The 17,105-nt window shown below is 65.1% G+C and carries 19 protein-coding genes; 14 read left to right on the plus strand and 5 right to left on the minus strand.

Features of this window, described 5'->3' with window-relative positions:
- Positions 1 to 14: 14 nt before the first annotated feature.
- Positions 15 to 305 (minus strand): hypothetical protein, encoded by a 291-nt coding sequence (locus GM909_RS17760; RefSeq protein ID WP_157018251.1) that lies wholly within the window; start codon positions 303 to 305, stop codon positions 15 to 17.
- 181 nt (positions 306 to 486) lie between these two features.
- Between GM909_RS17760 and GM909_RS17765 the strand changes: the two genes are divergently transcribed.
- From GM909_RS17765 to GM909_RS17775, 3 genes are all read left to right on the plus strand, one after another.
- Positions 487 to 1,464, plus strand: a complete 978-nt coding sequence (locus tag GM909_RS17765) for an L-threonylcarbamoyladenylate synthase (protein ID WP_157018253.1) — start codon at positions 487 to 489, stop codon at positions 1,462 to 1,464.
- A gap of 8 nt (positions 1,465 to 1,472) precedes the next feature.
- Positions 1,473 to 2,903, plus strand: a complete 1,431-nt coding sequence (locus tag GM909_RS17770) for an FAD-binding oxidoreductase (RefSeq protein WP_157018255.1) — start codon at positions 1,473 to 1,475, stop codon at positions 2,901 to 2,903.
- Between the two features lie 221 nt (positions 2,904 to 3,124).
- The gene (locus GM909_RS17775) at positions 3,125 to 3,679 is read left to right on the plus strand and encodes a DUF6101 family protein (protein WP_157018257.1); all 555 of its coding nucleotides are present in this window, start codon (positions 3,125 to 3,127) and stop codon (positions 3,677 to 3,679) included.
- Between the two features lie 21 nt (positions 3,680 to 3,700).
- Here the strand turns inward: GM909_RS17775 and ubiA are convergent, their stop codons facing one another.
- On the minus strand, positions 3,701 to 4,684 hold the full coding sequence (ubiA, locus tag GM909_RS17780; RefSeq protein ID WP_157018334.1) for a 4-hydroxybenzoate octaprenyltransferase: 984 nt from the start codon (positions 4,682 to 4,684) through the stop codon (positions 3,701 to 3,703).
- A gap of 113 nt (positions 4,685 to 4,797) precedes the next feature.
- Between ubiA and GM909_RS17785 the strand changes: the two genes are divergently transcribed.
- From GM909_RS17785 to purD, 3 genes are read left to right on the plus strand one after another with little or no spacing between them, the layout of a single operon-like run.
- A complete protein-coding gene (locus GM909_RS17785) occupies positions 4,798 to 5,040 on the plus strand; it encodes an antitoxin (RefSeq protein ID WP_157018259.1) in 243 nt (80 codons plus the stop codon).
- Positions 5,040 to 5,438, plus strand: a complete 399-nt coding sequence (locus GM909_RS17790; protein ID WP_157018261.1) for a type II toxin-antitoxin system VapC family toxin — start codon at positions 5,040 to 5,042, stop codon at positions 5,436 to 5,438. Before GM909_RS17785 ends, GM909_RS17790 begins: the two co-directional genes overlap by 1 nt.
- A complete protein-coding gene (gene purD, locus GM909_RS17795) occupies positions 5,435 to 6,715 on the plus strand; it encodes a phosphoribosylamine--glycine ligase (protein WP_157018263.1) in 1,281 nt (426 codons plus the stop codon). Before GM909_RS17790 ends, purD begins: the two co-directional genes overlap by 4 nt.
- Before the next feature lie 258 nt (positions 6,716 to 6,973).
- Here the strand turns inward: purD and GM909_RS17800 are convergent, their stop codons facing one another.
- A complete protein-coding gene (locus tag GM909_RS17800; protein WP_328600468.1) occupies positions 6,974 to 8,059 on the minus strand; it encodes a glycoside hydrolase family 25 protein in 1,086 nt (361 codons plus the stop codon).
- A 342-nt stretch (positions 8,060 to 8,401) separates the two neighbouring features.
- Positions 8,402 to 8,620, minus strand: coding sequence for a hypothetical protein (locus tag GM909_RS17805; RefSeq protein ID WP_157018265.1), 219 nt, complete (start codon positions 8,618 to 8,620; stop codon positions 8,402 to 8,404).
- A 136-nt stretch (positions 8,621 to 8,756) separates the two neighbouring features.
- Here GM909_RS17805 and GM909_RS17810 point away from each other — a divergent pair, with 136 nt between their 5' ends.
- The 4 genes from GM909_RS17810 to GM909_RS17825 all read left to right on the plus strand — a co-directional run bounded on the left by GM909_RS17810 (position 8,757) and on the right by GM909_RS17825 (position 13,260).
- Complete coding sequence (locus GM909_RS17810; RefSeq protein WP_157018267.1) at positions 8,757 to 10,529, plus strand: acyl-CoA dehydrogenase; 1,773 nt, start codon at positions 8,757 to 8,759, stop codon at positions 10,527 to 10,529.
- Positions 10,530 to 10,542: 13 nt separating this feature from the next.
- The gene (locus tag GM909_RS17815) at positions 10,543 to 11,298 is read left to right on the plus strand and encodes a crotonase/enoyl-CoA hydratase family protein (protein WP_157018269.1); all 756 of its coding nucleotides are present in this window, start codon (positions 10,543 to 10,545) and stop codon (positions 11,296 to 11,298) included.
- Positions 11,299 to 11,404: 106 nt separating this feature from the next.
- Positions 11,405 to 12,367, plus strand: coding sequence for an adenylate/guanylate cyclase domain-containing protein (locus GM909_RS17820; protein WP_157018271.1), 963 nt, complete (start codon positions 11,405 to 11,407; stop codon positions 12,365 to 12,367).
- 110 nt (positions 12,368 to 12,477) lie between these two features.
- Complete coding sequence (locus tag GM909_RS17825; RefSeq protein ID WP_157018273.1) at positions 12,478 to 13,260, plus strand: hypothetical protein; 783 nt, start codon at positions 12,478 to 12,480, stop codon at positions 13,258 to 13,260.
- A gap of 20 nt (positions 13,261 to 13,280) precedes the next feature.
- Here the strand turns inward: GM909_RS17825 and pdxH are convergent, their stop codons facing one another.
- The gene (gene pdxH / locus GM909_RS17830) at positions 13,281 to 13,898 is read right to left on the minus strand and encodes a pyridoxamine 5'-phosphate oxidase (protein ID WP_157018275.1); all 618 of its coding nucleotides are present in this window, start codon (positions 13,896 to 13,898) and stop codon (positions 13,281 to 13,283) included.
- Between the two features lie 171 nt (positions 13,899 to 14,069).
- On the opposite strand from pdxH, the gene GM909_RS17835 reads away from it, so the two are divergent.
- From GM909_RS17835 to GM909_RS17850, 4 genes are all read left to right on the plus strand, one after another.
- On the plus strand, positions 14,070 to 14,387 hold the full coding sequence (locus GM909_RS17835) for an RT0821/Lpp0805 family surface protein (protein WP_198174298.1): 318 nt from the start codon (positions 14,070 to 14,072) through the stop codon (positions 14,385 to 14,387).
- A gap of 106 nt (positions 14,388 to 14,493) precedes the next feature.
- On the plus strand, positions 14,494 to 15,417 hold the full coding sequence (locus tag GM909_RS17840; RefSeq protein ID WP_157018309.1) for a DnaJ C-terminal domain-containing protein: 924 nt from the start codon (positions 14,494 to 14,496) through the stop codon (positions 15,415 to 15,417).
- A gap of 114 nt (positions 15,418 to 15,531) precedes the next feature.
- Positions 15,532 to 16,350, plus strand: a complete 819-nt coding sequence (fabI, locus tag GM909_RS17845; RefSeq protein WP_157018311.1) for an enoyl-ACP reductase FabI — start codon at positions 15,532 to 15,534, stop codon at positions 16,348 to 16,350.
- A 60-nt stretch (positions 16,351 to 16,410) separates the two neighbouring features.
- Positions 16,411 to 17,022 (plus strand): histidine phosphatase family protein, encoded by a 612-nt coding sequence (locus GM909_RS17850; protein ID WP_157018313.1) that lies wholly within the window; start codon positions 16,411 to 16,413, stop codon positions 17,020 to 17,022.
- The last annotated feature ends 83 nt before the right edge of the window (positions 17,023 to 17,105 follow it).

Raw genomic sequence — 17,105 nt, forward strand, 5'->3', positions numbered from 1 at the left:
GGGAGATCGGTCGATCATCTGGGCTTGGAACCGGTGTCGAGCCCGCCCCTGATCTGCATGTCCATGTCCGCCGGGTCGATTTTCGATACCGCGGCGGTGATCGTCTCGTCGGGTGCGGCGGGCACGCCCATGGCGATCACCGAGCGCGAAACGACGACGGCCGAAGGCGCATTGTCGCCGCGCGCGACGACCGAAGCGCTGGCGGCCGGCTCAGGCGGCTCGGGCGATACGAAAGAAGAGCCGGCAAAGGCCGGCTGGATCGCTGCCGTCAGCGTCAGTATTACTGCAATATGCCGGATCGTCATATGGCCCCCCATTGTTCGATCTGCTTGCTGCCCATATCACGGCCCGCCTTACGCACCGTTGTCCGAACCGTTAAGATTTGATCGGTTGGGCGCGGGGGGCGAGCGAGGCGGCGCCAAGGGGCTTGCCGGGGGCGGCGCGCGATGCGATAGCCACGCGCTGTTGAATGAAGTCGGGAGCCAGATGGCCGAGATCCTTGCCGAAGCGGATGCGCTGGAGCGCGCGGCGGAACTGATCCTCGCCGGCGAGACCGTCGCCATACCCACCGAGACCGTCTACGGCCTGGCCGCCGACGCGACCAATGGCGAGGCGGTGGCGCGCATCTACGAGGCCAAGGGGAGGCCGAGCTTCAATCCGCTGATCGTCCATGTGGATTCGATGGCGATGGCCGAACGGATCGGCATCTTCGACCCGCTTGCGCGCAAGCTTGCCGAAACGTTCTGGCCCGGACCGCTGACGCTGGTGCTTCCTGCCGCTGCCGGCTCGCCGGTCCATGCGCTGACGGCGGCGGGCCTGGAGACGATCGGCATCCGCATGCCGCGCGGTTTCGGCGCCGCGCTCATTGCGCGAACCGGCCGGGCGCTCGCCGCGCCGAGCGCCAATTCCTCCGGTCTTATCACCGCGACCAGCGCGCGTGCGGTCGAAGACGATCTCGGCCGGCGCATTCCGCTCATCGTCGATGGCGGCACGACGCCGGTCGGCGTTGAATCGACCATTGTGAAGATCGAGAACGGGGATATGCGTCTGCTGCGCCCGGGCGGAGTGTCGGCGGAGAAACTGGAGGCGGTCGCCGGCCGCAAGGTGCTGCGCGGCGCCAAGGGCGCGCCGGTCGTCGCGCCCGGCATGCTGGCGTCGCATTATGCGCCGGGCGCCAAGGTACGGCTCGACGCGACATCCGTCGCCGCGGACGAGGCGCTCTTGGCCTTCGGCCCCGCGCGAGCCAAGGGCGCGGAGCGCGCGCGGGCGGTGAAAAATCTCTCGCCGGCGGGTGACTTGCGCGAGGCGGCGGCCAATCTGTTCGGCTTCCTGAGCGCGCTCGACAAGTCTGGCGCGGCCACGATCGCGGTCGAGCCCGTTCCCGCCCACGGCCTTGGCGAGGCGATCAACGATCGGCTGGCCCGCGCCGCCGCGCCGCGCGAGACGCCGGCCGCATCGCGATAGGTGAAATCATGGACGATACGCACATGGCCCTCGACGAAGCCCTGATCGACCGGTTTGCCGCGATTGTCGGCGAGAAGCACGCGCTGCGCCAGCCGGCCGAGATCGAGCCCTATGTCCGCGAGCCGCGCGGATTGTACGGCGGCACAAGCCGGCTCGTTTTGCGGCCGGGCAGCGTCGAGGAGGTGAGCCGCATCATGGCCCTGGCCAGCGAGACCGGCACGCCGATCGTACCGCAGGGCGGCAATACGGGGCTTGTCGGCGGCCAGATGCCCGACAAGAGTGGCGCGCAGATCGTCCTGTCGCTTGGCCGTCTCGACCGCATTCGCGAGGTCGATACCGCCTCGAATACGATCACCGCCGAGGCCGGCGTGGTGCTGCAGCGCCTGCAGGAGGCGGCAGACGAGGCGGAGCGCCTGTTTCCGCTGTCGCTTGCCTCGCAGGGCTCTTGCCAGATCGGCGGCAATCTTTCCTCCAACGCCGGCGGTACCGGCGTGCTCGCCTATGGCAATACGCGCGATCTCTGCCTGGGCGTGGAGGTGGTCCTGCCGACCGGCGAGGTGTTCGACGATCTGCGCAAGCTCAAGAAGGACAATACCGGCTACGATCTGAAGGACCTGTTCGTCGGTGCCGAAGGCACGCTCGGCGTCATCACCGCGGCGGTGCTGAAGCTCCTGCCGAAACCGAAGGGCAGGGAGGTGGCCTGGGTCGGCCTTTCCTCGCCCGGCGACGCGCTGGCGCTGTTCGGCAAGGCGCTCGGCCGCGCCGGCAACGCGCTGACGGCCTTCGAACTGTGCGCCCGCGTGGCGGTCGATTTCTCCGCCAGGCATATGCCGGGCACGGTCGAGCCGCTTTCCGGCAAGCATGACTGGTACGTGCTGATGGAGATTTCGTCGGGCCGTTCGGCCGAGGATGCCCGTGCACTGATCGAGGAAATTCTCGGCGAGGGCCTCGAGGCGGAACTGGTCGAAGATGCGGTGATTGCCGCGAGCCTCGCCCAGGCGGCGGCCTTCTGGCATTTGCGCGAATCGATGTCGGAGGCGCAGCGGCCGGAAGGTGCCTCGATCAAGCACGATGTTTCCGTGCCCGTCGCCGCCATTCCCGATTTCATAGTGCGCGCCGGCAAGGCGGTGCTCAAGGCCGCGCCCGGCGCAATGCTCGTCACCTTCGGCCATATGGGCGACGGCAATCTGCACTACAACATATCGCAGCCGGCCGGGGCCGACCCGAAGGCCTTCCTGGCCCGCTACGGCGAAATCAACGCCATCGTGCATGGTGTCGTGCGCGAGATGAACGGTTCGATCTCCGCCGAGCACGGCATCGGCACGATGAAGCGCGACGAGCTGATCGCAACCGCTCCGCCGGTGGCCACGGACCTGATGCGGCGTGTCCGCAAGGCCTTCGATCCCGCCGGCATCATGAATCCCGGCAAGATGATCTGACGAGTTCAGGCTGCGTTTCTCAACGACCGGTCAGCGAAGGTTGCCGATCCCTTACAGCCGGTTGGATTATGATAACCATCTGGAAGATCAGCAAAATTTAACCGAGTTCGTAAGCCCGCCGGTAAGGGGGCGACGCCTAGGGTACGCCACATAAAGAGGCCGCAAATCGGCCCGCGAGAACCGCCAAGCGGCTCTCAGGCGTTACAGGAAGGCGTTTAACGATGAACACGTGTCTCAAACCTGTCTGGGCGGGCCGCCATATGCGGCTCGATCCGTACCGTTTGCCCCAGGCGGCGAGCTACGCCGCGCGCGACGAGATCGGCGATGTCACCTACACGATCGACAAGCGCGGCGCGGTCGTGCGGGGCACCCTGCCGGGCAGCGGCCTGCCGTTGGCGACGGCCTTGCCGGCGCGCGTCTTTATGGGCGTGGCCGCCCGCGCCATCGAGGACGAGGACGGCGAGGTGACGGTGACGCTGGAACTCATGCACGCGGATCCCTCGCTCAGCGTGCCGCTGCTGGTGGCCGACGACCTCGACGACGTTGCGGCCGACTGGCGTGCCTGGGCGCAGGCCTATCACCTGCCGATGCTCATCGTGGAAGCCGACGGCATCGCCCGCACGCTGGAGGAATCGCTGAGCTCGGCCCTGCGCGAGGAAAGGCTCAAGCGTGTCGGCACGGTGCCGCACATTGCGGGCGTTCAGGCAAATGGCGGTGCAGACGAGCTTGGTGTTCGCCTGGTTGTCGGAGGCAAGCCGGTGGTCGGCCGCGCGTGATGCCGACGGCAGATGCGGTCGTCAGACGAGCGGTTTGACGGCGGCCCACAGCCCTGCGCCGAGAAAGCCGAGGAAGATCAGCCAGCCGACGACATTGTTGGATTTGAACAGCCGCAGGCACTGATCCGGATTGTCGATGTCGAGAACCCGGATCTGCCGCGCCATGTGGACGCCGGCAGCGACGAGCCCGGCCAGTGCCGGCATCGGCGCCTCGGCCGAGGCGCAGGCAGCCCCCATCAGGATCAATGCGCCGCCATAAAGCGCCATCAGCCAGGGCTTGGTGCGCTCGCCGAACAGCCGCGCCGTGGAGTGAACGCCGACGATCGCGTCGTCCTCCTTGTCCTGGTGGGCATAGATCGTGTCGTATCCGATGACCCACAGGATCGAACCGGCATAGAGGAACAGTGCCGGCGGGGCGAGCGTGCCGAAGGCGGCCGCCCATCCCATCAGCGCGCCCCACGAAAAGGCAAGGCCGAGCACAAATTGCGGCCAGTTGGTGATGCGCTTCATGAACGGGTAGGCCGCGACCACCGCCAGCGAGCAGATGCCGAGGAGAATGGCGAAGCCGTTGAACTGCAACAAGACCGCCAATCCAAGCAGCGATTGGGCGATCAGGAAGGTCCAGGCCTGGCGGCGCGTCACCTGTCCTGACGGCAGGGGTCGCGAGCGCGTGCGCTCCACCTGTCCGTCGATGCCTTCGTCGACAAGATCGTTATAGGTGCAGCCGGCGCCGCGCATGGCAATGGCGCCGATCATGAAAAGCACCAGGTGCCAGGGGTTGGGCATCAGGCGCAGCAATTCGCCACCGGCCTCGGCATAGGCGATGGCGGCCAGTGCGGCCGACCACCAGCATGGCCACAGAAGAAGCTGCCAGCCGATCGGACGATCCCAGCGGGCAAGCTGCGCGTAGGGCCAGGCGGCACGCGGCAGCAGGCGGTAGACCCAATGGCCGGTCGGCGCGTCGGCCACGCGGCCCTGGCCGGATTGCGACTGGATTGTTTCCATAGGTGTGGAGTGGCAGGGGGAGGCGCGGGCGTCAAGTCGCTGCACGTCAGTCTTGCGCCCGGCATGGATGATATATATCATTGCCATGTATCCTTTATGAAAGGCTGGCCACGATGGAAACGGCGAAAGTGTTCTGGTCCGGCCGCTCGCAGGCCGTCCGGCTGCCGAAGGAATTTCGTTTCGACAGTGCTGAGGTCCGCATCCGCCGGCACGGCAATGCCGTCATCCTCGAACCGATCGCCGAGGATTGGACCTGGCTCGATGGCCTCGTCGGGCCGGTGGACCAGGATTTCGAGCGGGCGGTGAACGAACGGCCGGGCGAGCAGGAGCGGCCCGAACTCGATTTCTTCAGCTAATGTATCTGCTTGACAGCAACAGCGTGATTGCAGTCCTGAAAGGACACTTAGGCCTGTTGTCGCGGATGCGCGCGCACAGGCCTCGGGAGTTCGCCATTTCGTCGATCGTGGCGCACGAGCTCTATTATGGTGCGTATAAAAGCCAGCGCGTGCAGGAGAATTTGGCCCGGATCGACAGCTTGCTGTTCGAGATCTTGCCGTTTGACGGCGAGGATGCCCGCTGTGCGAGCGAGATACGTGCCGATCTGGCTGCAGCCGGAACGCCGATCGGCCCTTATGATATCCTGATTGCCGGGCAAGCGCTTTCCCGTGGACTGACCCTGATTACGCATAACATGCGCGAGTTTCAGCGGATAAGGTCGCTGCGAATCGAAGACTGGGAAGTCGATACGCCATGAATGTTCTACTCATCGGATCCGGCGGACGCGAACACGCGCTGGCGTGGAAGCTCGCCGCCTCGCCAATGTTGACGAAGCTTTATGCCGCGCCGGGAAATCCGGGTATTGCGCACGACGCCGAATGCGTGACGCTCGACATTGACGATCATGCTGCGGTGGTTGCGTTCTGCCGCGAGAAATCGATCGGGCTGGTTGTCGTGGGCCCCGAGGCGCCGCTTGTGGCGGGCATCGCCGACGCCTTGCAGGACGCCGGCATCTCCGTCTTCGGGCCCTCGGCCGCTGCGGCGCAGCTCGAGGGCTCGAAGGGTTTTACCAAGGATCTGTGCGCCCGCCACGACATACCGACGGCCGCCTATGAGCGCTTCAACAACGCCCCCAAGGCCAAGGCCTATGCCCGGCGGGTGGGCGCGCCGATCGTCATCAAGGCCGACGGCATCGCCGCCGGCAAGGGCGTGACCGTCGCCATGACCCTCGACGAGGCGCTGGATGCGATCGACGCCTGCTTCGAGGGCGCCTTCGGTGCGGCGGGTGCGGAGGTCGTGGTCGAGGAATTTCTCGAGGGCGAGGAGGCGAGCTTCTTCTGCCTGTGCGACGGCACGACGGCGCTGCCCTTCGGCACGGCGCAGGATCACAAGCGCGTCGGCGAGGGCGACACCGGCCCCAACACCGGCGGCATGGGCGCCTATTCACCAGCACCCGTGATGACGCCCGAACTCGTCGAGCGCACGATGAAGGAGATCGTCGAGCCGACCATGCGCGGCATGGCCGAGGCCGGCGCACCCTTTTCCGGCGTGCTTTATGCCGGCCTGATGCTGACGGCCGACGGCCCGAAGCTCATCGAATACAATGTGCGTTTCGGCGATCCCGAATGCCAGGTCTTGATGATGCGGCTGAAGGACGATCTGCTGGTGTTGCTGGAAGCTGCGGCCGACGGACAACTCGGCCACATGTCGGTGCGCTGGCGCGACGAGGCGGCGCTGACGGTGGTCATGGCCGCCGACGGATATCCCGGCACGCCGCAAAAGGGCACGGTCATTTCCGGCGTCGATGCGGCGGCAGGTGAAGACATCGAGATCTTCCATGCCGGCACCGCCGAGCGTGAGGGTGAGCTTGTCGCCAATGGCGGACGCGTTCTCAACGTCACCGCGCTTGGAAAGACCGTCGGGGAGGCGGCAGCCCGTGCCTACGAAGCCGTCGACCGGATCCACTGGCAGGAGGGCTTTTGCCGCCGCGACATCGGCTGGCGTGCCATCGAGCGCGAGAGGGCAGGGAAGTAGTCAGTCAGGCTGACCGACGTCCCATCGAGGTCAGGGCAATCGCATTTGGGTCCTTATGCCCCCTCCACCGCCTTCGGCGGTCCCCCTCCCCCGCTTCGCAGGGGAGGAACTGGCGGCGCCGCTGCGGATCCTCCTCCATTTATGGGGGAGGGGGACCATGCGCAGCATGGTGGAGGAGGCAAATGCGATTCCCCTGCCTCTTGCAGGGGAGGTCGGCGCGGAGTGGCGATCGTTGCAAAGGGGCGTCGGACGCGATTCTCAGTCGGCCTCGATCGAGACCGTCTGCATCGGGTCGAGCCCGCCAGGAACGGCCCGGATGGCCTCCAGCCGGGCAAGCTCGATGTCCTTGACCATGGCCAATGCTTCGCCCACGCCCTGCGGCTCGGATACGGACGCGACCTGGACGCCGCGTTCGGGATAGCGCTCGCCGGCGACTTTGAGCACATTCTCCATCCGTTCGGCATAGCTCGCCAGTTCCACATCCGCATAGGCGATCTCGACGTCGCCGGCGAGCGCGTCGCTGCGCGCCACCGGGATCGGAACCTGCGGCAAGGGCGCCGGCGGTGCGTCCGTCAGGTCGGCGAAGGGCCATGCCTCGCGCAGCGCCTCGACGCCCATCGTCGCCACATTGACGTCGATGTCGTCTTTCGTGCCGGGCACGCGGTAGGGGCAGCGCTTGGCGTTGCAGTTGATGTGCGAGGAGAATTGCCACAGCGCGTAGTTCTGCCAATGGCCTTTTGGAAAATGCGCCCCGATTTCCGGCTTGTAGCGCGCATACCACAAGGGCAGGCGCGACAGGAGCCGATAGCGCTCCCGGTTGTCGGCGATATATTTCGCCGTCGAGCCGTTGGTGTAGAGGACGGGATAGCGCCCGATGCGGCTGTGGATGTGGCGGGCGAAGATCTCCGCATCCTCAAGCGACATGAATTTTTCGGGATCGTTGTCCTCGATGTCGAGCGCGATCAGATCGTCGGCCTCCGGCTCGGCGAAGTCGAGAAAATGGTTGGCCTGGTCGATCGGGTTGCCGGGCCGGGCGAGGTGATAGGCGCCCCATTTGAGCCCCAGCGCCTTGGCGACCGTCCGCCGCGTATGAAACAGCTCGCGCGCCACCGCATGGCGCTTCCACAGCGTCTTGCACAGCTTGTATTCGTCGACGCTGCCCTTGCAGAAATAGGCCGGCTCGAGCCCGTCGGAGGCCTTGTTGATGAAGCCGGCGATGCGCTCGTCCGAGGCGAGCGCGTTCCAGTCGATGCCGTTATATTCATAGGCGTCGATGACCAGCGCGCGGTCCTCGTTCGCCCAGGGGCGGGAAAAATCGGATGTCTCGGCGCGAGCGCTGGACAAGGCAGGGGCGCACAGCGCAGCGGCCAAGGCAAGTGAAAGCCAGGTGCAAGTTCTACGGATCGACAAAGCGTCCCCTTCATCCGGCGATTCCACGAGGGTGCCGGTCTGATATTAACGAAGGATTGATTTGCCGCGGGATGTGGCTTTCTTGTGGCCCGTTTCGCGCCTTTTGGATCGGCTCACCGCTTCGCGGAACCGGTTCGCCAATCCAACCCTTTGATTCGACGCAATTCCGGACGGAGAACCGGCTCCCACTTCTCCTGGAATTGCTCTGGCAGGCCGCGACCGTCGGTCGCAAGGCGCGCCGGTGGAAGGAACGCCTCGAAGTGAGCGCCTCAGGCGCTAAAAGTCGAACGGCTCCGGCGCCGGTGCGAGAGGCAGCGTTCCTTCCGCGGCGCGCCGGCGATGATGGGCCAGCGAGCATTGCGGCGAACACAGCACGCCGCGATCGCTCCAATAAGCCGGACCATATTCGGCCCGTCCGCCTTCGAAATGGAAGCGCTCGTCTTCCATCGACAGGCCGCATTCAACGCATCTGAACTTTTCCGGCCGCGCGAGCATGCTTTCACCATCCTTTTCGTCATTGCATAAATAGGTGCATGGCAATTCGACGGCAACCGATGCTTGGATTGACGTTTACGTAAAAAGAATCTAGCGCTGCTATGCGCCGCATTCGCGAGGGAGGAAGAGAGAGCGTATGTATCGAGCACCCGTGGACGAAATCGCCTTCACGCTGAACGAGGTCGCCGGGCTGCGGCAGGCCGTCGAAGCGGGGCTGTTTCCAGAAATCAGCGGCGATCTGGTCGATGCCATCCTGAGCGAGGCCGGCCGCTTCGCCGGCGAGGAAGTGGCGCCGCTGGCGAAACAGGGCGACATGCAGGGCGCGCGGCTCAAGGACGGCGCCGTCACCATGCCCGACGGCTGGCGCGACCTCTACCAGCGCTGGATAGCCGGCGGCTGGAACGCGGTCTCGGGTCCGGTCGAATTCGGCGGCCAAGGCCTGCCCGCCATGCTGGCGGTCGCCGCATTGGAAATGTGGAATTCCGGCTCCATGGCATTCGCGCTCGGGCCGACGCTGACCATGGGCGCGGTCGAGGCGATCGAAAAGCACGCCAGCGACGACTTGAAGGCGCTCTATCTCGGCAAGCTCGTCTCGGGCGAGTGGATGGGCACGATGAACCTGACCGAGCCGCAGGCGGGGTCCGATCTCGGCGCGCTGCGCACGCGGGCCGAACCGGTGGGCGACGGCACCTACCGCATCTTCGGCCAGAAGATATTCATCACCTATGGCGAGCACGACTTCACCGACAACATCGTGCATCTGGTGCTGGCCCGGCTGCCCGACGCGGCTGCCGGCACGCGCGGCATCTCCCTGTTCCTGGTGCCGAAATTCCTGCCCGACGAGGCCGGCAATGCGGGCCGGCGCAACGACGTCGTCTGTGCCTCGATCGAGCACAAGCTCGGCATTCACGCCTCGCCCACCTGCACCATGATCTATGGCGACGGCGCGGTGAAGGACGGCGATCCCGGCGCGATCGGCTGGCTCGTCGGCGAGGAAAACCGGGGGCTCGCCTGCATGTTCACCATGATGAACAACGCCCGTCTCGCCGTCGGCATGCAGGGCGTGGCGATTGCCGAGGCGGCCTATCAAAAGGCGCGCGCCTATGCCGAGGAACGCCGCCAGGGCAAGTCGCCGGCCCATTCGGGCGAAGGCATGAGCCCGATCGTCCACCATCCCGACATCCAGCGCACGCTGTTGACCATGAAGGCGCTGACTTCCATGGCCCGCGCGATAGCCTATTCCTGCGCCCACGCGACCGACATGGCGCGAGCGCATTCCGGCAAGGAGGCCGGGCACTGGCAGGAACGGGCCAATCTCCTGACCCCGCTCGCCAAGGCCTTTGCGACCGATATCGGCGTCGAGGTCGCCTCGCACGGTATCCAGGTCCATGGCGGCATGGGCTTCATCGAGGAGACCGGCGCTGCCGCGCTTTATCGTGATGCGCGCATCGCGCCGATCTACGAGGGCACGAACGGCATCCAGGCGATCGACCTCGTGACCCGCAAGCTGCCGCAATCGGGTGGCGAGCATGTGATGGGCTTCATCGGAGAACTGCGCACCGACGCCGAGGCCGTGCGCGCCTCCAACCTGCCAGAGCTTGGACGATCGGGCGAGAAGATCGCGGCGGCGATCGACGATCTGGAAGCGGCGACGAAGCATCTGCAGGCGCTGCTTGCCGAAGGCAAGATGCAGGAGGCGCTGGCCGGCGCCACGCCCTATCTCAGGCTCTTTTCGCTGGCCGCCGGCGGGGCCTATCTCGGGCGCGCCGCCATGGCGGGCAAGGACAGCACGCGCATCGCGCTCTGCCGCTTCAATGCCGAAAACCTTTTGGGCGAGACGGCGGCCTTGCGCGAGTGCGTCGTCGATGGCGCCGAGAGCCTTGCGGCGGCCGCCGCCGCCTTGAACTGAGCGGGTGAGCGCAATGACAGACCATGTCCTGATCGAACGCCGCGGCCCCGTTCAGTCGATCCGCATGAACCGCCCGGACAAGAAGAACGCGATCACCCGGGACATGTATGCGGCGATGGCCAAGGCGCTGACTGATGGCGATGCCGACGGAGATATCCGCGCCCATGTCATCCTCGGCGTGCCCGGCGCGTTTTCCTCCGGCAACGACCTGCAGGACTTCATGGCGGTTGCCATGGGCGGAGAGGGCGGCCGGGAGGTCTATGATTTTCTGCTTGCGCTGGCGAACGCGCAAAAGCCGCTCGTCTCGGCGGCCGACGGCATCGCGGTCGGCATCGGCACGACGATCCATCTGCATTGCGACCTGACCTTCGCCACGCCCCGCACCGAATTCCGCACGCCTTTCGTCGATCTCGGCCTTGTGCCGGAAGCCGGCTCCAGCCTGCTGGCGCCCGCCGTTCTCGGCCGCCAGCAGGCCTTTGCTCTTTTGGGCCTCGGCGAAGGATTTTCGGCCGAACGGGCCCGTGCGGCGGGGCTGATTTACGCGGTCGTTGAAGAAGACGACCTCGAGGACGCCGCTTTCGCAGCAGCCGAGGCGATCGCCGCCAAACCGCCGGAGGCGCTGAAGATCGCTCGCGATCTGATGCGCGAACCGCGCGATCAGGTGACCGCCCGGATCAAGGAGGAGGGCGCGCATTTCCGCGCCCGGCTGAAATCGGACGAGGCGCGCAACGCCTTCACCGCCTTCATGAACCGCAAGAAATCCGGCTGAAGGGCCGTCAGCACCTTTTCGCCGAACAGGCCTGCCCCGAGCAGCGCAACCCGCTATATTGGGTCGTATTGCGCGGCGGCAGGCCGTCGGCGTATCGGAGCGCGGGATGGACGAGCGGACGGACAAAAGACGCGAGGCGGCGAGCCGTAGGCTGACGACGATCTTTTCGGCCGACGTAAAGGGCTATTCGAAGCTGATGGCGGCCGACGAGGAAGGCACGCTCGCCACCTTGAAGGAATATCGCGACGCCATGGCGCGCCTGATCGCGGCACATGACGGCCGGGTCATCAACACCTGGGGCGACGGCCTGATCGCCGAATTTGCCAGCGTGGTCAACGCCGTGCGCGCAGCGATAGACGTGCAGAACGAGCTTGGCCAGCGCAATGGAAAGCGCGGCGAGGCAAACCGCATGCATTTTCGCATCGGCCTCAATCTCGGCGATGTGATCGTCGACGGCGACGACATCTATGGCGACGGCGTCAACATTGCCGCCCGCCTCGAGGCCGAGGCGCCGCCCGGCGGCATCCTGATCTCCAACACGGTCTACGACCAGGTGCGCAACAAGCTTTCGGTCGGTTTCGAGTTTCTCGGCAACCTCGAGGTGAAAAACATCGCCGAGGCCGTGCCGAGCTATGCGGTGCGCATTGGTGTCGGATCGGACGACGCCGGTATGGCCGGCCAACGCGTGGGTCGCCGGGCGCCGCGTGCGAAACGACCCACGGCCGTGGCACGGCGGGAGCGCAGCACTTCGGCGAGACGCTCGAGGGTCGAGCGTATGGCGGCGCTTTTGGCGCTGGTCGGGATCGGGCTGGTGGCGATCAACATCGCCACCTGGGGCGGCACGTTCTGGGCTGTCTGGCCGCTGATCGTGTTTGCCATGATCACCGGCGTTGCATGGGCGCGCCGGCAGGACCGTTTTGATCGCGTGATCGCCGCCCTGTCGGTGGTCGGATTGGGCGTGCTTGCGATCAATCTCACTGTCTGGCATGGCGAATTCTGGGCCATCTGGCCGCTCATCGGCATGTCCGTCGCTGCCGGCGTGCGCCTAATCCTGCGCCACACGCGCTGACCTGGACGGCCTGATCCCGGGCTCAATCGTTCGGGCGATGTATCGCCGTTAACAGCCGTGATATCCTGCGTGCGGGGCATCAAACCGCGTCACAAACGATAGGTGATGCCATGACATCTTTCGATCGTGCGGCGCTCGGACGCCTGTTTCAGGACTATTCCAAGGTCACAGTGAAAAAGAAGATTGTCGTCCAGGAGTTCACCTACGCCCTGGTCGAAGTCGACGACGCGTTCGGCGGCGGCGAGTTCATCGTCCGCAAGGACACCGACGGCCGGCTGGTCAATCTCGGCGGTGACACGGTCATCGAAACGCTCGACGGCATCGACATTTCGCAGCCGCTGGCCGAGGAACTGCTGGGCCGCGACGTGGAGCCCTCGCTCGACCTTTCCGGCCTGGCACCCGAAATGCCGGTCGAGGGCAAGATGCTCACTCATACCGAGTTGAACCAGCGGGTCCACGAAAGGGCGGTTGCCGGGGTCGGTTCGGACCGTATGAATTCCAGGCGCCACTCGCCGCCCGCCTGCCGCGGTGGTCGCCTGGCCTGCGCCTGGGCGGTCAACAGAATCGTGTCCGACGCGCTTGGGCGACCCGTGGGCGGTGGATTGGCCACGGCGATGATGGCTGTCGTCCTGAAGCGCATGGACGCCGCGCTGCCGGAACACCAATACGAACCTGGCTGCATCATCATCTCGCCGACCACGGGCAGCGTCACCGGCCATGTCGGCATCATCGGCCGGGGCGACCTGATCTATTCGAACAGTTCCAACGAGGGCATGTGGCGGCAGAATTTCGACATGGCGCGCTGGAAAGCCTACTACCGGACGCGCCGGGGCCTCGACATGCTGCGCTTCGAACTGGCGCCTGGCCGGTTCTCGCAACCAGCGGTGGGATAGATGGGGGGAATGGCACCCTGCTACGGATAAAGCCGTGTCTTGTCCCAGCCGCCCGATGCATTGGGTGAAAACACGATGCGGTCGTGCAGGCGGAAGGGGCGATCGTGCCAGAACTCGATCGACTGCGGCTTGATGCGAAAGCCCGACCAGTGGGGCGGGCGCGGAATATCGCCGACGGCGTAGCGCGCGGTGTATTCGGCCACCGCCTTTTCCAGCGCGAAGCGGCTTTCGAGCGGCCGCGACTGTTTCGACGCCCAGGCGCCGATGCGGCTGCCGCGCGGACGCGAGGCGTAATAGGTGTCGGCCTCGGCGTCGCTGACCACCTCGACCGGACCGCGCACGCGAACCTGGCGGCGCAGCGACTTCCAGTGAAAGCACATCGCAGCCTTCATGGAGGCGAGGATCTCGCGACCCTTGGCGCTTTCGAAATTGGTGTAGAAGACGAAGCCCGCCTCGTCGAACCCCTTCAGAAGCACCATGCGCACATCGGGCAATCCGTCGCTGTCGACGGTTGCCAGCGCGACCGCATTGGGATCGTTGGGCTCGCTCTTTTCGGCATCCGCCAGCCATTCCGCAAACAGCCGGAAAGGCTCCGCATGTTCCGTGAAATCACCCTTTTTTAACTCTGCGTCGCTCATCTTCCTAGCTTCCAAGAACGCCATTTAGGGGAGATGGCGGATTATCGCCTGCAGATCAAGCCGGGGAACAAGGGATTGCGTCAGACTGGCCTTATCCGGGCATTGGTGGTGATATGCATGCTGGCCGTCGGCGGCTGTGCAGCGCGTGGTCCCGATCGGGGCGCAAGGACCGTGGATTCGATCACCACCGGCAGCATTGCCGCGCCTGCTGCGGACGACGAGGGCGAAATCTCCGACAGCGCGGTGGTTCGCGAGGCGCTGTCATCCGTGCCCGATGGCCGGCCCTTTGGCGAAGCGATTGCCTGGACGAATTCGGCGACGGGTTCCGTCGGGGATATCCGGGTGGTGACGGAGCATCGCAATGGCGGCGTTCTGTGCCGCAGCTTCACCACCTCGCGCGAAACATTCAGCGGCGTGTCGCTCTATTATGGCGAATCCTGCCGCACGCCGTCGGGTGCCTGGTGGATGAAGCGTTTCGAACCGGCCTGACGCCGTGCCGCAAAAATAATAGCTCTGGAATTTCTTCCTAGCAATTCTCATATAGGATGGCTGACGGGTCCGCCCGATCAAATCTTTGTTTGCAGGCGAAAAGCGAATGCGTGATCCCTATCAGGTGCTCGGCGTCGGAGAATCCGCCAGCGCAAAAGACATCAAATCGGCCTATCGCAAAATGGCCAAGAAGTATCATCCGGACCAGAATCCGGATGATCCGAAGGCGCAGGAGCGGTTTGCCGAGGCCAGTCAGGCCTATGAGATCCTTGGCGACGAAGACAAGCGCGCGGCCTATGACCGCGGCGAGATCGACGCCGAAGGCAAGCAGCGTTTCCACGGTTTCGAGGGCGCTGCCGGTGCTGCGGGCGCTGGCGGCGATCCGTTCGCTGCCTTCCGCCAGGCGGCGGGTGGGCGCGGTCGGACACATTTCGAATTCAGGACCGGCGGGCCAGGATCCGGCTTCGATGCCGACTCAGACGATATATTCAGCGAGATATTCGGCTCGGCCTTCCGCCAGGGCGCCTCGCCGCACGGTTTCTCGCAAAGCACCGGCCGGCGTCCGCCTGACACTTCGCTGTCGCTCGAAATCTCGCTCGAAGACGCCGCGACGGGCGCCCATGTAAAGGCTGCCTTCCCGAGCGGGCGCAAGCTTTCGATCAAGCTGCCGCGCTATGTCGAGGACGGACAGACGATACGCCTCAAGGGACAGGGCGACCAGGGCGGCGACGCGCTGGTCAAGCTGCACGTTCGGCACCATCCGCGTTTCCGGATCGACGGGCGCAACCTGCATGTCGATCTCTTCGTCGGCCTGGCCGAGGCGGTGAACGGCGGCAAGACACCGCTGGACACGCTCACCGGCCGCATCGCGGTCAAGGTTCCGCCCTGGTCGAGCTCCGACAAGGTGTTGCGTCTCAAGGGCCGTGGCCTGCCGCAGAAGGCCGGTGGGGAAGGCGATCTCTTCGTGCACATCCGGCTGATGCTGCCGGACGACAAGCGCGAGGAGCTCGAGGCGCTGTTGGCCGAATAAGCCGCCCAAGTCGGCAGGGCGGTCGACAGCCGTCGGGGTCATCGCAGCTTGTCCAGTCAGTGCCACTGTGCGATACGGCTCAACAACGACGTTGAAGGACGGGAGAAAACCAGCATGTCGGGTGGAGTTGGCCTGATGGAAGGCAAGCGCGGTCTCATCATGGGGATCGCCAACAACCGGTCGATTGCCTGGGGTATCGCCAGGGCCTGCGCGAATCACGGCGCAGAGCTTGCCTTGACCTACCAGGGTGATTCGATGAAGAAGCGCGTCGAACCGCTGGCCAATGAGCTTGGTGCGCATCTGGCGGGTCACTGCGACGTAACCGACACCGAAACCCTGGACGCCGTTTTTGACGGGATCAAGGCGAAATGGGGGCGATTGGATTTTCTGGTTCACGCCATCGCCTTTTCCGACAAGGACGAACTCACCGGCCGCTATATCGAGACGACGACCGACAATTTCCGCCGTACCATGGACATTTCGGTCTATTCGCTGACCTCCGTGGCGCAACGCGCCGAGCCGCTGATGTCGGAGGGGGGATCGATCCTGACGCTCACATATTACGGCGCCGAGAAGGTCATGCCCCACTACAACGTCATGGGCGTGGCCAAGGCGGCGCTCGAGGCGTCCGTGCGTTATCTCGCGGTCGACCTGGGCGGAAAGGGCGTTCGGGTGAACGCCATCTCGGCCGGGCCGATCAAGACGCTCGCGGCATCGGGGATCGGCGATTTCCGCTATATCCTGCGCTGGAACGAGCACAACGCGCCGCTCAAGCGCACCGTGTCGATCGAGGAAGTCGGCGATTCGGGCCTCTATTTCCTTTCGGACTTGTCGCGCGGGGTGACCGGCGAGGTCCACCACGTCGATTCCGGTTACCACGTCGTCGGCATGAAAGCCGTCGACGCGCCCGATATCTCGACCGTCAAGGACTGACCCAGGAGGTGGCCGGCTGCCTCGAATTCGCGGGATCAGGAATTCGCAACGATAGCCTCTATGTCTGATCGAACGGACTTCAAATCCACCGCGCCGGTCTACTTCATCCGTCACGGACAAACGGACTGGAATGTCGAGACCCGTCTGCAGGGACAGGCCGACATCGACATCAACGACACCGGACGTGCCCAGGCGACGGCCAACGGCCGTCGGTTGGCCGGGCTCATCGATGATCCGGAAAGCTTCGACTATGTCGCCAGCCCCATGCGGCGCACGCGCGAGACGATGGAGATCGTGCGCCAGGAACTCGGCCTGCCGCGCGAGGGATACCGGCTCGATCCGCGCCTGCTGGAGGTCCATTTCGGCGACTGGCAGGGTTACACCTTCGACGAACTGGAACGGGTGCATCCCGGCGCCTCGGGGGAGCGAAACCGTGACAAATGGCGTTTCGTGCCGCCGGGCGAAAAAGGCGAGAGCTACGCCATGCTGGCCGAGAGAGTGCGTCCGTGGCTGAACGCGCTCGACAGGCCGACCGTCTGCGTCACCCATGGCGGCGTCATTCGCGCGCTCTTTGTCCTGACCGGCAATGCAACGCAAGGCGAAGCGCAGGACCTGCACATTGCCCAGGACCGCGTACTGGCGATGAAGGCCGGCCGGCTGGAATGGATTTAGCAGGTTGCTGAAGAAGCCGCCAATTTTGCCGGCATTTCTTTGATGGGCGTTTTCTGGCGTGTCTTTACGTGATCCTTGCGATG

It is taken from the genome of Mesorhizobium xinjiangense, from assembly GCF_009749525.1.
Classification (GTDB): Bacteria; Pseudomonadota; Alphaproteobacteria; order Rhizobiales; family Rhizobiaceae; genus Mangrovimarina; species Mangrovimarina xinjiangensis.

Coding starts and splice junctions, on each gene's coding strand:
- GM909_RS17840 (WP_157018309.1), top strand. CDS start 14,494: ATGCGTGATCCCTATCAGGTGCTCGGCGTCGGAGAATCCGCCAGCGCA.
- GM909_RS17815 (WP_157018269.1), top strand. CDS start 10,543: ATGACAGACCATGTCCTGATCGAACGCCGCGGCCCCGTTCAGTCGATC.
- GM909_RS17785 (WP_157018259.1), top strand. CDS start 4,798: ATGGAAACGGCGAAAGTGTTCTGGTCCGGCCGCTCGCAGGCCGTCCGG.
- GM909_RS17770 (WP_157018255.1), top strand. CDS start 1,473: ATGGACGATACGCACATGGCCCTCGACGAAGCCCTGATCGACCGGTTT.
- GM909_RS17820 (WP_157018271.1), top strand. CDS start 11,405: ATGGACGAGCGGACGGACAAAAGACGCGAGGCGGCGAGCCGTAGGCTG.
- GM909_RS17775 (WP_157018257.1), top strand. CDS start 3,125: ATGAACACGTGTCTCAAACCTGTCTGGGCGGGCCGCCATATGCGGCTC.
- fabI (WP_157018311.1), top strand. CDS start 15,532: ATGTCGGGTGGAGTTGGCCTGATGGAAGGCAAGCGCGGTCTCATCATG.
- ubiA (WP_157018334.1), bottom strand. CDS start 4,684: ATGGAAACAATCCAGTCGCAATCCGGCCAGGGCCGCGTGGCCGACGCG.
- purD (WP_157018263.1), top strand. CDS start 5,435: ATGAATGTTCTACTCATCGGATCCGGCGGACGCGAACACGCGCTGGCG.
- GM909_RS17810 (WP_157018267.1), top strand. CDS start 8,757: ATGTATCGAGCACCCGTGGACGAAATCGCCTTCACGCTGAACGAGGTC.
- GM909_RS17765 (WP_157018253.1), top strand. CDS start 487: ATGGCCGAGATCCTTGCCGAAGCGGATGCGCTGGAGCGCGCGGCGGAA.
- GM909_RS17760 (WP_157018251.1), bottom strand. CDS start 305: ATGACGATCCGGCATATTGCAGTAATACTGACGCTGACGGCAGCGATC.
- GM909_RS17850 (WP_157018313.1), top strand. CDS start 16,411: ATGTCTGATCGAACGGACTTCAAATCCACCGCGCCGGTCTACTTCATC.
- GM909_RS17805 (WP_157018265.1), bottom strand. CDS start 8,620: ATGCTCGCGCGGCCGGAAAAGTTCAGATGCGTTGAATGCGGCCTGTCG.
- GM909_RS17825 (WP_157018273.1), top strand. CDS start 12,478: ATGACATCTTTCGATCGTGCGGCGCTCGGACGCCTGTTTCAGGACTAT.
- pdxH (WP_157018275.1), bottom strand. CDS start 13,898: ATGAGCGACGCAGAGTTAAAAAAGGGTGATTTCACGGAACATGCGGAG.
- GM909_RS17790 (WP_157018261.1), top strand. CDS start 5,040: ATGTATCTGCTTGACAGCAACAGCGTGATTGCAGTCCTGAAAGGACAC.